This window comes from Pseudomonas sp. LBUM1653 (assembly GCF_059716115.1).
On record NZ_CP166803.1, the window covers coordinates 2,093,401 to 2,105,934 of the forward strand.

The window sequence follows — 12,534 nt, forward strand, 5'->3', positions numbered from 1 at the left end:
CTGCCCCTACATGTGGAAGGTTCCCGTGACTCAGAAGCCCGACCAGTGTCTTGGTGAATGGATCGACCGTGAAGCACTCGCAGAAGCGATGATTCCGCTTATCGGTCAGCTCTACCGCAATAACAATGTGGTGAGCTCGATCTATGGCCGCAGCCTGATCAATCGTTCAGTCATTGCGATTCTCAAAGCTCACCGCTTTGCTCGTCACCGTCAGACCGACGAATGCGAGCTGTCCGTCCACGAAACATTCCCGCTGCTCAAGGCGATGAGCGAACTCAAGCTCGGCGCCGCTTCGGTAGACCTGGGCAAGCTGGCAGCCAAGTTCAAGGCTGAAGGCAATGGCCGTTCTGCCGAGCAGTTCGTCCGTGAAGAACTGGCCGACGTGGTTGGCCAGCAGAACGCTTCCGCCCGCAAAGGCACCGACGTTGTCCTGTACGGCTTCGGTCGTATCGGCCGTCTGCTGGCGCGCATCCTGATCGAGAAAACCGGTGGCGGCGACGGCCTGCGCCTGCGCGCCATCGTCGTCCGCAAGGGCGCCGAGAACGACCTGGTCAAACGCGCCAGCCTGCTGCGTCGCGACTCGGTTCATGGTCCGTTCGATGGCACCATCACCATTGATGAAGCCAACAACACCATCACCGCCAATGGCAACCTGATCCAGGTTATCTACGCCAAGAGCCCGGCTGAGGTCGACTACACCCAGTACGGCATCGAAAACGCGCTGATCGTCGACAACACCGGTGTATGGCGTGACGCTGACGGCCTGGGCCAGCACCTGGCCTGCCCGGGCGCTGCCCGCGTGATCCTCACCGCACCTGGCAAGGGCGCGCTGAAGAACATCGTGCACGGCATCAACCACGGCGACATCAGCCCTGACGACAAGATCATCTCGGCGGCTTCCTGCACCACCAACGCCATCGTGCCGGTGCTCAAGGCTGTGAATGACAAGTTCGGCATCGTCAACGGCCACGTCGAAACCGTTCACTCGTTCACCAACGACCAGAACCTGATCGACAACTTCCACAAGGGCAGCCGTCGTGGCCGCGCCGCGCCGCTGAACATGGTAATCACCGAGACCGGTGCCGCCACCGCAGCCGCCAAGGCACTGCCAGTGCTCAAGGGCAAGCTGACCGGCAACGCGATTCGCGTTCCTACGCCAAACGTGTCGATGGCCATCCTGAACCTGAACCTGGAAAAGGCCACCACCCGCGAAGAGATCAACGAGTACCTGCGCCAGATGGCCATGCACTCGGACCTGCATAAGCAGATCGACTACGTCAATTCGCAGGAAGTGGTTTCCACCGACTTCGTTGGCTCGCGCCACGCAGGCGTTGTGGACGCTGAAGCGACCATCACCCAGGATAACCGCGTTGTACTGTACGTTTGGTACGACAACGAATTCGGTTACAGCTGCCAGGTGGTTCGCGTGATGGAAGACATGGCCGGTGTAAACCCGCCAGCATTCCCGCGCTAAGCCTTTTAGCTGCACATAAAACGCCCCGACTTTGGTCGGGGCGTTTTGTTTGGGTAGTTTGTTAGAGGTCAATGTGTTGACTGAATCGGCCTCTTCGCGGGCAAGCCTCGCTCCTACAGGACTTTTTGTCATGCCCAATTCTTGCGGCAAACACAAAGGCCCTGTAGGAGCGAGGCTTGCCCGCGAAGAGGCCCTTAAACCCGCCGCAAAATTTCTATTACTTATATCGATTTAATCTTTCTGGTGAGCAGTTAAGAGTTATTTAAATTTCGAACCAAAGTTCATTTAATTATTAAAAATAAAAACTCTCAATGAAAATAAGTAGTTGGCGAGCAATAGGGTTCGGATGATTAAGCTGGATCCAATTCAGAAGATGTTACATATTTGACGTCATTTAATTGTTCGAAGCGGATGCTTGACACTCTATTTCTCTGAATCTAGTGTCGCCAATGACAGGCCCGTTCTGCCACGGGCTTGGTAAGTCTGATACTGCGCTGCACAGCAACTCTCCAAAAAGACGGGAATCCCATTCCCGCTCACATCACAATAAAAATCATATAAATCAGCGTCGGCTTAATTGTCGTGCAGAGATCAATTACGTTTGCTCACCCTGCCAAAAGTATTTTCGCAGTCACGGCACGCTATTGCCTGGCTGATATGCGGTTGGTCTATCGGGAGAGTCGAACATGGCGCAAGAACGCTCGAAGTTGTTATCGCTGTTGCCCCGCCTGGTGGGGTTGGGTGTCCTTGGATTTATCGTCTGGCTGTTGCTGTCGACCTTGCTCATGCCGCTGGTGTCGGCCTCTGCCACCCGGGCGATTCTGAATGCCCCCGTGATTCTGCTGACCACACCGATCGATGGTGTGGTGAGTTCCCTGGCGGTCAAGCCCGGTGTGACGTTCAGCCAGGGCCAGAAAATTGCCGTGGTGGAAAACCCGCGGGCGAACCAGGAAACCTTGCTGACTCTGCAAACCCGGCGCTTGACGTTGGAGCAACAGCTGTCGTCTTCGGCCAGTCAGGCCGAGCACGATCAGCAGTATTACGAGGCGCTGGAGAAAACCAGTCAGCAGTACCAGACCGCGTTTCACACGAGGCAACTGTTCACCCAGAAAGCCCTGAAAGCCGAGAACAGTGCGGCCAGTGCGCGATTGATCGATGCCCAGGAAACGGTCGAGCGCAATCTCGAGTTGTTCGTCCAGGGGGCGGTCAGTGGTGCGGTGGTGGCTTCGTCGAAAGCCCAGCTGGCTTCGTTGCAAGGCGCGGCCGAGTCAGTGCGTTCGCAGTTGCGCATCACTGATGGTGACGTCAGTGCCGCCAACAAACAGGTCTACCTCGATCCCGATCAACTGCGCATGTTCGATCTCAGCGCGCAAATGACCACGCTGAAACTCAGCCTGGAGAATCAGGCCCGTAACCGCGCGACTTATCAACAGGAGCTCGACAACCTCAACCAGCTGATCGAAACCGAGCAGAACCGGGTCAGGATGATGGCTGGCTACGACGTCGTGGCTTATTCGCCCGGTACCGTCCAGGAGCTGCTGGCGCCCCAAGGCACGCTGGTGCAAGCCGGCTCGACCTTGCTGCGGGCCACCGATTGCGCGCAGAGCTATGTGATCGCGGTGTTCCCCGAGCGCATGGCCAGCAAGATCGACCGCGACAGCGTGCTGACCGTAAAAATCCGCGGCCTCGACGAGCCGCTGAAGGCCAGTGTGGTGCAGTTGTTGTCCAGTGCTTCGGACATGCGCGCCAATACCTACAGCGTGCCGTTTCCCTATGCCGAGCAAAATTCGGTGTACGTGGTCGGCACCTTTGCAGCCGACTTGACGGACACCCAGCGCGCCATGACCTGCAATCCGGGATTGTGGGCCAGTGCCGAGGTATCACGGCCATGAACATCTTTTTGCGCGGAGTAATGGGCGTGATGCTGATCGCCAGTGGAGTGCCCGCCATGGCAGCACAAGCCCGGCCGCAACTGGCGGCAATGACCTGTGCGGCGCTGGATCAGGCCGTGACATCGCAGCCCGCGGGGCCGGTACTGGTGGCCAGTTATCCACCGCTCGATGGCCATCCTGCGCCGATCCTGGCGTTGCGCGGTGTGGCGTTCACCTACGACAACGCGCTGGCCAGCATTGCCTTGTTTGCCTGCGGCAAGGCTGAGTCGGCGCGCAGGATCGCCGATGCATTGGCGTTCGCCACACTACACGATCCGGAGTATCAGGACGGGCGCCTGCGCAACGCCTACGCCGCAGGCCCGGTGGCGGCGCCGTCGATGAAGTTGCCGGGCTATTGGAGTGTCGAACGCAACGCCTGGAATCAGGACGCCTATCAAGTCAGCAGCGCCACCGGCAATCAGGCCTGGGCGGCATTGGCGCTGCTGGAGGCGTTTCGACAGAGCGGTGAGGCGTCGTACCTGGAAGCCGCGCGAAAAGTCCTGCACTGGTCGCAGCAAAACACCTACGACGGGCAATCGCCAGCCGGTTTCAGTGGTGGCTACTACGGGTACTTTTCCAAACAGGTCCAGCAGAACTGGAAATCCACCGAGCATAACGTTGACCTCGCCGCTGCATGGTCGGCCCTCGACGCGGTGGCGCCGAATCAGGATTCGGCAAAACAGGCGCAGATTGCCCGGCAGTTTGTCTCGAGCCAATGGGATGCCGGGGAAGGGCGCTTCCTGATCGGCACTGGCGCGGATGGCCAGACCTCGGACCGTGTGCGCTCGGGGCTGGATGCGCAGATCTGGCCCTTGATCGCCCTGCATGAGCCACCCAAGGACTGGCGGCGGGTCTTCGCCTTCATCGACCGCGCTCACCGTTCTGGCGAGGGTTACGGCTTCAACCGCGACCCTGATGGCCTGTGGACCGAAGGCACCGCCCAGGCTGCTGCCGTGGCGCGCTTGAGTGGCCTGAGTGACAAGGCGCAGCCACTGTGGAGCGTACTGCTGGCTCAGCAGGCCGGCAACGGCTGGCTGTTCGCAACCCCGGCAGCGCGCATCAGTACCGGGCTGGCCATAGGCCCGGACTCGGTCACCAACGATTTTTTCTATTACCACCTGCCTCACTTGGGCGCCACAGCGTGGGCGGCGATTGCTGCCACCGGCGTCAATCCCTTTACCGGTTCGCAAGAGGCTGACTGACATGCAGGCACTGGACTCGCTGCAACTGCTGCAAATCAATTTCTGGACGCTGGCAGCGGTGATTCTGTTCACCTGCCTGACCCACCGTGATCAATGGGCCGCGCGGGTCGGTTTCGGTGCCGTCACCGCGTTGCTGCTGGTCAACTATGCGGCCTGGCGGATTCGCGACACCTTGCCCGACGGCCATTCTGGATTTGCCACGGTTTGGGCCTACACCTTCCTGTTCTTCGAGATGCTGGCGATCGGTTACACGCTGTTTTCCATCATCGTGATGCTCTGTCGCACGGATCACCGCAAAGAGGCCGATGCCGGCGAACGACGACTGCGAGCGCAAGGTAACGCGGTGCCGGCGGTGGATATATTCATCGCCACCTACAACGAAGGCCTCGAAATCCTCGAAAAAACCATTATTGCCGCCCAGGCCATCGACTACCCGAACTTCACCATCTGGGTGCTCGACGACACCCGCCGCGACTGGTTGCGCGACTACTGCGCCGAAATGGGCGTGCAGTACGCGCGGCGCCCCGACAACTCCCACGCCAAGGCCGGCAACCTCAACAACGGTCTGCGCCAGTCGGCGGCCCTCAGCAACGCGCCGTACATTCTGGTGCTCGATGCCGACTTTGCGCCGCAGCAGCCGATCCTCTTGCGCACGCTGGGACTGTTCGACGACCCCAGGGTCGGCTTAGTGCAGACGCCGCAGTTCTACTACAACCCCGATCCGATCCAGCACAACCTCGGTACGTCGGCCTGCTGGGTCGATGAGCAGCGGGTGTTCTTCGATGTGTTCCAGCCGGCGAAAGATGGCTGGGATGCGGCGTTTTGTGTCGGCACGTCCTTCGTGGTGCGGCGCGATTTGATTACCGAAGTCGGCGGTTTTCCTACAGGCTCGGTTTGTGAAGACATCTACACGACCTACCGTTTGCTGCAAAAAGGTTATGTCACCCGCTGGTTGAATGAGCGCCTGTCCATTGGTTTGTCTGCCGAGGGGCTGACCGAGTACATCAATCAGCGTGGGCGCTGGTGCCTGGGCACGATTCAGGTGGCGCTGCTCAAGGAGGGGCCGTTGCGCGGCAGCGGCTACACGCTCAATGACCGGCTGCACTACATTCATGGGCTGATGCACTGGTTTTCCAAGCCGTTCATTTTGATGATGCTGGTGTCGCCGGTGCTGTACTGGTACTTCGGCATCGCCGGGTTCTACGCCAATCCGGTGGATTTCCTGGCGTTCGGCATGCCCGCGCTGATTGCGTTCTGGGGCTACGGGACGTGGGTGACGGACCGGCGCACGTTGCCGATTTTTACCGAGGTCACGCAGATTGTTGCCTCCCTGGCGGTCACGGCCACTATTGCCAGCGCCATGATCCGACCGTTCGGGCGCCCGTTCAAAGTCACCGCCAAGGGCCTCGACCGGACGAAAACCATGGTGCACTGGAAGCTGTTCGGGTTCTTCCTGGCCTTGACCCTGCTTTCACAGTTTGGCGCCTACATCGCCATCAGCACCGCGGCCTCGTTCGACGGCAACATGCTGTTCAACCTCTGCTGGACGGTGGTCGCGCTGGTCTACAACCTGGCGACCCTGGTGGCCTGTGTCGACCGCCCACGCTTGCATGGCGAAGAGCGCTTTCCATTCGACAAACCCACCGGATTTCGCTTCGGCGGCAAGGTCCTGGCGGGGCGCCTGGTGGATATTTCCCTCAGCGGCGCATCGCTCAATTGCGCCTTCGCCGCCTCGATCAAGCCGGGTCTGTGCGGCCAGATATGGATCGACAAGCTGGGTTGGCTCGATGTCGAAGTCATGCGCAATCACGGCGAGGACCAATTGGGCTTACGCTTCGCCGACCTTGATGAAGGGGTGCGCCGGCGCCTGATCGCGCGGTTGTTCAGTGACGCGACCATCAACGTCGTCAGCAAGGCCGAGCCGGCACAGGCCTTCGGCACCTTGCTGCAGCGCTCGTTACTGGGCGAAAAACGTCTGGCGCCGCGTACCGCCAAACCGGTCAAGACGCCAACCTTCGTCCCGGCACCCCGGTGGCGGCCGATCAGTGTTCGTTCGCGTAAACAGGCTCTGCCGCACATCAGTGTCGAGCGGTCGGGCCTGTGGTCGTTGCTTCTTTCCCCCTTGCGAGCTTTGCTCGGCCAACGTTTTTAGGTGCGCGCCATGAACAGTTGCTTGCCCACTTCATGTTTCATGACATTGTTTTTGCTCGGCGGTTGTTCGCTGGAACCGACCTACGAGAAACCCGAGGCACCGATCGACCAGCAATGGCCGGCCAATACCGCCGGTGAGTGTTGCAGTGGCAAGCAGGCATTCGATAAGGATTGGCGCGGTTTTGTGGTCGATGAGCGACTGCGCCAGTTGATCGACATGGCCCTGGCCAACAACCGCAGCCTGCGTCAGTTCGCGGCGAGTGTCGATGAGGCGCGGGCCGGGTATGACAGTGCGCGTTCGGGGCTTTTTCCTACGATCGGCATCGACACTTACGCCGGTCGCAGCAAGTTACCGCCGCTGGTGCGCACACCTGGAGGCGGCGATACGGCTGGCAGCATCGCCAACACGTATCAGGCAACGGCTGGCTTTACCTCCTACGAGCTGGACTTGTTCGGGCGTATCCGCAGTCAGCGCAATGCCGCCGGGGCGCGATTCGAAGCGTCCGAGGCGGATTATCAAACGGCGCGGCTGGCGCTGATCGGCGAAGTCGCCAGTACCTGGTTGAGCCTCAAGGCCAACCAGCATTTGCTCGACCTTGCGCAGAACACCTGGCAATCCCAGGACCGCTACGGGCAGCTGTTGCGCAAGAGTTATAACCTCGGTTCCAGTGCGCGGATCGATGTCCACCAGGCGGATGCACAAACCAACACGGCGGCGGTGCAGGTCAACACGTATCGCATGCAAGTGGCGCAGGACATGAATGCGCTGCGGGTGCTGGTGGGGCAGCCGGTACCGGTGGGGTTGCTGCCGACCGGCGCGCTGGGTGAGCAGTTGGCGACACTGGACGTGCCGGCGGGTTTGCCTTCGGCGCTGGTTGAGCGGCGGCCCGACATCATGTCGGCCGAGGCGCAGTTGCGTGCAGCCAATGCGGATATCGGCGCGGCACGCACGGCGTACTTCCCGACCTTTTCCCTGACATCGGCGCTGGGCAGCCTGACCGGGGAATTTTCCCAGTTGCTCAGTGGCCCGGCGGAATTCTGGTCGGTGGCGCTGGCGGGCACATTGCCCTTGATCGACGGTGGCGCGCGGCGGGCGCAGGTCGATGCCAGTCATGCCCGCTTCGCCGGCCAGGCAGCGGCCTATGAAGCCACGGTGCAGAATGCTTTTCGAGAAGCGGCCGATGCCCTGAATGCCCGGCAGGAAATGCTCACCCAGGTCGAGTTCCAGAAAAAGCTGGTAGGGGATTATCAGGAAGCGTACCGCCAGTCGCGCCTGCGTTTCGAGTCGGGGCTGGACAGCTATTTTTCCACCATGGATGCGCAGCGGTCATTGTTTGATGCGCAGCAGAAATGGGCGCAGCTGGAGTTGGCGCGGGAAATCAATCAGGTGACGTTGTACAAGGCGCTGGGGGGAGGGTGGAGTCGGTCGTTGAAGATGGCGGATCGTTGAATTTTCGGTGTCTGGTCGGGCCTCATCGCGAGCAAGCTCGCTCCCACAGCGAAGGGTGGACTACACAGGTTTTGTGATCGACTAATCCCCTGTAGGAGCGAGCATGCTCGCGAAAAACCTGAGATCACCGCGGGGTATCAGGTTTCCCGCGTTATCGTTGACGTCCATCGCGAGCATGCTCGCTCCTACATTTGTATCGCATAATGGCTCGCCTTGGCGTCGTGTCAGGAAATGCTTTGGGGAGTGTGGGACTTGTTGAACGGGTGGCAGACAGTTTTTTTTGTGCTGATCGGCACCTTGTCCGGCTGCGGCAACGGCGATTCCATGGAAAGCTTCGGCGGGCCGACCATGGGTAGCACGTATTCGATCAAGTACGTGCGTCACACCGGTCTTCCCGCCCCGGCTGACGTCCAGGTCGCGGTCGAAAAGATCCTGGCGGATGTCGACCGTCAACTGTCGACCTATCGCAGTGATTCGGACATCGAGCAATTCAACGCGTTACCAGCCAACCACTGTCGGGTAATGCCTGCGTCGGTCCTGCAATTGGTCCGCGTAGGTGAGCAGCTATCAGTGCAAAGCGAAGGCGCCTTCGATTTGACGGTCGAACCACTGCTCAATCTCTGGGGTTTCGGCCCACAGGCCCGTGAAGAAAAAATCCCCACTGCCCAGGCGCTGGTCGAGGTGCGGCAACGTGTCGGTCACGAGCATCTGCGCATCGACGGCGATCAGCTGTGCAAGGACGCCGCCGTCGCAGTCGACTTCAACAGCATCGCGGCCGGTTACGCGGTGGACACGATTGCCGCGAAGCTCCAAGCCATGGGCATCCACGACTACCTCGCCGAAGCCACCGGCGAACTCAAGGCGGCCGGCAGGAAGCTGGACGGCACAGCGTGGCGCATCGCCCTGGAAGCACCCCGCGACGATCAACAGGTGGCCGAGCGCATCATCGCCGTCGACGGCTATGGCCTGTCGACCTCGGGTGACTACCGTCACTATTTCGTGCAGGGTGGCCAGCGTTTTTCCCACACCCTCGATGCCCGCACAGGTTTACCGGTCTCACACAGCTTGGCGTCAGTCACGGTGATTCATCCTTCAGCGTTGATGGCCGATGGCTTATCGACGCTGTTGCTGATTCTTGGCCCGGAGCGGGGTTGGGACTACGCGGAAAAACACGACATCGGCGCATTTTTTGTGATGCGTGCCGATACCGGTTTCGTCACACGCAGCAGTCGCGCTTTTGAACGTCTGAGTGGCAAAAAAACCGAGTGATTGCGGCAATTCAGGCATTGAAACCTGGCGTTGTAGTGCAGGCAAAACTAGCCTACGACGCGACCAAGGGTTAATGTGCGCGGCGTTGACGCTTCTATAGACTGTGTCCGGGTTCTGCATGGGCCCCAAATTGTTCCTTCATGCCACAGATTGGCGTGATTTAGCCGCAGGTGCCGATGGCGCCACGGCCTGTTCTGAGGAGTACGCATGGCTGTCTACAACTACGACGTGGTGGTGTTGGGTTCCGGCCCGGCGGGGGAAGGCGCGGCAATGAACGCCGCCAAGGCAGGGCGCAAGGTGGCGATGGTCGATAGCCGTCGCCAGGTCGGCGGCAACTGCACTCACTTGGGCACCATCCCGTCCAAGGCACTGCGTCACTCGGTCCGGCAGATCATGCAGTTCAACACCAACCCGATGTTCCGGGCCATTGGTGAGCCGCGCTGGTTCTCGTTCCCGGACGTGTTGAAAAGCGCCGAAAAAGTGATCTCCAAGCAAGTCGCCTCGCGCACCGGCTACTACGCCCGTAACCGCGTCGATGTGTTCGTCGGCACTGGCAGTTTCGCCGACGAGCAAACCATCGAAGTGGTCTGCGCCAATGGCGTGGTGGAAAAACTGGTGGCCAAGCACATCATCATCGCCACCGGTTCGCGTCCTTATCGTCCAGCCGACATCGATTTCCATCACCCGCGTATCTACGATAGCGACACCATCCTCAGCCTCGGCCACACCCCGCGCAAACTCATCGTTTACGGCGCCGGCGTGATCGGGTGCGAATACGCATCGATCTTCAGTGGTCTGGGTGTTCTGGTTGAGCTGGTGGACAACCGTGGCCAGTTGCTGAGCTTCCTCGACTCGGAAATTTCCCAGGCCCTGAGCTACCACTTCAGCAACAACCACATCACGGTTCGCCACAACGAAGAGTACGACCGCGTCGAAGGCGTGGACAACGGCGTGATCCTGCACCTCAAGTCCGGCAAGAAGATCAAGGCCGACGCCTTGCTCTGGTGCAACGGCCGGACCGGCAACACCGATCAGCTGGGCCTGGAAAACATCGGCGTGAAGGTCAACAGCCGTGGCCAGATCGAAGTCGACGATGCGTACCGCACCAGCATCCAGAATATCTACGGCGCCGGCGATGTGATCGGCTGGCCGAGCCTGGCCAGTGCCGCCCATGACCAGGGCCGTTCGGCCGCTGGCAGCATTGTCGACAACGGCAGCTGGCGCTTCGTCAATGACGTGCCGACCGGGATCTACACCATTCCGGAGATCAGTTCGATTGGCAAGAACGAGCAGGAGCTGACCCAGGCCAAGGTGCCGTACGAAGTGGGCAAGGCGTTCTTCAAGAGCATGGCCCGGGCGCAGATCGCCGGCGAGCCGCAAGGCATGCTGAAGATCCTGTTCCACCGTGAAACCCTGGAAGTGCTGGGCGTTCACTGCTTCGGTTACCAGGCGTCGGAGATCGTGCACATCGGCCAGGCGATCATGAACCAGCCGGGCGAGCTGAACACGTTGAAGTACTTCGTCAACACCACGTTCAACTACCCGACCATGGCCGAAGCCTATCGGGTCGCGGCGTACGACGGCCTCAACCGGCTTTTTTGAGCGGCTCCGGCCGGTGGCCTGAGCCGGCCGGGGAGACCGATTTCAGCAATTCTCGAGCGTGGCAGTGGCCAAACCGGGAAAGTCTGTAATCAGGCTGTCAACGCCGAAATCAGCGAGCCTGCGCATCAGCGCGGGTTCGTTGACTGTCCACACCGACACATGCAGCCCCTGGCGCTGCGCCTTCTGCAGGCGTTCCGGCGTGCACAGGGTCCAGTTCAGCGCCAGAATCTCGCAGCCGTAGCCTTGCGCGACCTTCAACGGGTCGAGCCACGCGTATTCGGCCACCAGGCCGCGGGACACGTCCGGCACCAGCTCCAGCGCCGCTTTCAATACTTCCCGCGAACTCGACGTGATCGTGATCTTGTCCAGCAGGCCATGACGTTGTGCCATTTCGCGAATCGCCAGCACCGTCGTTGCCGCGCGGGTGCGTGAAGCGCTCTTGACTTCCAGTTGCCAATGCTCGAAATCGCATTGCTCGAACAGCTCTTCCAGCGTTGGAATCGGGCACGGCTTGATCCAGCCTGGTCCACCTTTGCGCGCGTCGTAGGTCACCAGATCCGCCGCCCGATGCTCCACGACCTTGCCACGCCGGTCGGTGGTGCGTTTGAGCGTCGGGTCGTGGATGACCATCAGTTCGCCGTCCATGGACAGGTGCAGGTCCAGTTCACAACGGCGCACGCCGTGCTTGAGACATTGCTGGAAGCTGGTCAGGGTGTTTTCCGGTGCTTCGCCCTTGGCGCCGCGGTGGCCGTAGATGAGGGTCACGATCGTTCCTTAATTTAAATGCCTGATTCGTTCAGTTCGCGGGCCAGGCGTCGTTCCTGGGCCTGCTTTTGCAAAATATAGCGCGCCAACAGTTGCCGCTGGGCATCGGTCAGGTGTTCGAACTCGGTGCCGACGTCATAACCTTCGCCTTTGCGGTCGCAATGGGTGACGCGCGCACGCACCAACAGGCCCAGGGCCTGGGGCATCAGCACCAGCTTGACCGACAGGCGCGCGCCGGCGGCGATGGGGGAGGAGTGCTGGAACTCGATGCCGCCTTCGGAAATGATCACCGGCTGCGGCTCGCCGATCTGCCCGAGCGCGGTGATGGCGATCACCTGGCTGAGCAGGTCGATGCGCTTGTTCTGGGATTTGAGGAAGGCCGCGAGAGTGCGGTCGCGCTCGCTGATCTGGCGCAGCAGGTGCTGCGACTCGAATTCGCTCAGGTGCAGTTCACTGAGCAGATTGAAGAGCGGGGAAGCATCCTGCAACACATCCTGGCCTGCGGCTTCGGGAGCGGACAGGGGCCGAATTTCCAGTGCGATCGTGTCCTCGATACGGTAGTATTCGCGGCGATCTTCTTCATCTAATGTCGACATGGCGAACCCATGGTAGCGGCGGTGGTCTGAGTGTAAAGCTGGTTATCGACCCCCGCCACAAGGACGTTCCTTTTCCCTCCGAACAAGCCCCGAC

At 60.4% G+C, this 12,534-nt stretch carries 9 protein-coding genes; 7 read left to right on the plus strand and 2 right to left on the minus strand.

Features of this window, described 5'->3' with window-relative positions:
• The first annotated feature begins 10 nt into the window (after positions 1–10).
• The 7 genes from ACA054_RS09540 to sthA all read left to right on the plus strand — a co-directional run bounded on the left by ACA054_RS09540 (position 11) and on the right by sthA (position 11,079).
• Complete coding sequence (locus tag ACA054_RS09540) at positions 11–1,474, plus strand: glyceraldehyde-3-phosphate dehydrogenase (protein WP_497689157.1); 1,464 nt, start codon at positions 11–13, stop codon at positions 1,472–1,474.
• 686 nt (positions 1,475–2,160) lie between these two features.
• Positions 2,161–3,366 (plus strand): HlyD family secretion protein, encoded by a 1,206-nt coding sequence (locus tag ACA054_RS09545; protein ID WP_497689158.1) that lies wholly within the window; start codon positions 2,161–2,163, stop codon positions 3,364–3,366.
• Positions 3,363–4,607 (plus strand): hypothetical protein, encoded by a 1,245-nt coding sequence (locus ACA054_RS09550; RefSeq protein ID WP_497689159.1) that lies wholly within the window; start codon positions 3,363–3,365, stop codon positions 4,605–4,607. Before ACA054_RS09545 ends, ACA054_RS09550 begins: the two co-directional genes overlap by 4 nt.
• Position 4,608: 1 nt before the next feature.
• The gene (locus ACA054_RS09555; RefSeq protein ID WP_497689160.1) at positions 4,609–6,759 is read left to right on the plus strand and encodes a glycosyltransferase family 2 protein; all 2,151 of its coding nucleotides are present in this window, start codon (positions 4,609–4,611) and stop codon (positions 6,757–6,759) included.
• 9 nt (positions 6,760–6,768) lie between these two features.
• The gene (locus ACA054_RS09560) at positions 6,769–8,208 is read left to right on the plus strand and encodes an efflux transporter outer membrane subunit (protein ID WP_497689161.1); all 1,440 of its coding nucleotides are present in this window, start codon (positions 6,769–6,771) and stop codon (positions 8,206–8,208) included.
• A 231-nt stretch (positions 8,209–8,439) separates the two neighbouring features.
• Positions 8,440–9,477, plus strand: coding sequence for an FAD:protein FMN transferase (locus ACA054_RS09565; protein WP_497689162.1), 1,038 nt, complete (start codon positions 8,440–8,442; stop codon positions 9,475–9,477).
• A gap of 207 nt (positions 9,478–9,684) precedes the next feature.
• Positions 9,685–11,079 (plus strand): Si-specific NAD(P)(+) transhydrogenase, encoded by a 1,395-nt coding sequence (gene sthA, locus ACA054_RS09570; RefSeq protein WP_497638777.1) that lies wholly within the window; start codon positions 9,685–9,687, stop codon positions 11,077–11,079.
• 42 nt (positions 11,080–11,121) lie between these two features.
• Here sthA and ACA054_RS09575 read toward each other — a convergent pair whose 3' ends face one another.
• Entirely contained in the window at positions 11,122–11,844 is a 723-nt protein-coding gene (locus ACA054_RS09575; protein WP_497689163.1) for a glycerophosphodiester phosphodiesterase, read from the minus strand.
• 14 nt (positions 11,845–11,858) lie between these two features.
• Entirely contained in the window at positions 11,859–12,440 is a 582-nt protein-coding gene (locus ACA054_RS09580) for a PilZ domain-containing protein (RefSeq protein WP_497689164.1), read from the minus strand.
• Between the last annotated feature and the right edge of the window lie 94 nt (positions 12,441–12,534).

Coding starts and splice junctions, on each gene's coding strand:
- ACA054_RS09540 (WP_497689157.1), top strand. CDS start 11: ATGTGGAAGGTTCCCGTGACTCAGAAGCCCGACCAGTGTCTTGGTGAA.
- ACA054_RS09545 (WP_497689158.1), top strand. CDS start 2,161: ATGGCGCAAGAACGCTCGAAGTTGTTATCGCTGTTGCCCCGCCTGGTG.
- ACA054_RS09550 (WP_497689159.1), top strand. CDS start 3,363: ATGAACATCTTTTTGCGCGGAGTAATGGGCGTGATGCTGATCGCCAGT.
- ACA054_RS09555 (WP_497689160.1), top strand. CDS start 4,609: ATGCAGGCACTGGACTCGCTGCAACTGCTGCAAATCAATTTCTGGACG.
- ACA054_RS09560 (WP_497689161.1), top strand. CDS start 6,769: ATGAACAGTTGCTTGCCCACTTCATGTTTCATGACATTGTTTTTGCTC.
- ACA054_RS09565 (WP_497689162.1), top strand. CDS start 8,440: ATGCTTTGGGGAGTGTGGGACTTGTTGAACGGGTGGCAGACAGTTTTT.
- sthA (WP_497638777.1), top strand. CDS start 9,685: ATGGCTGTCTACAACTACGACGTGGTGGTGTTGGGTTCCGGCCCGGCG.
- ACA054_RS09580 (WP_497689164.1), bottom strand. CDS start 12,440: ATGTCGACATTAGATGAAGAAGATCGCCGCGAATACTACCGTATCGAG.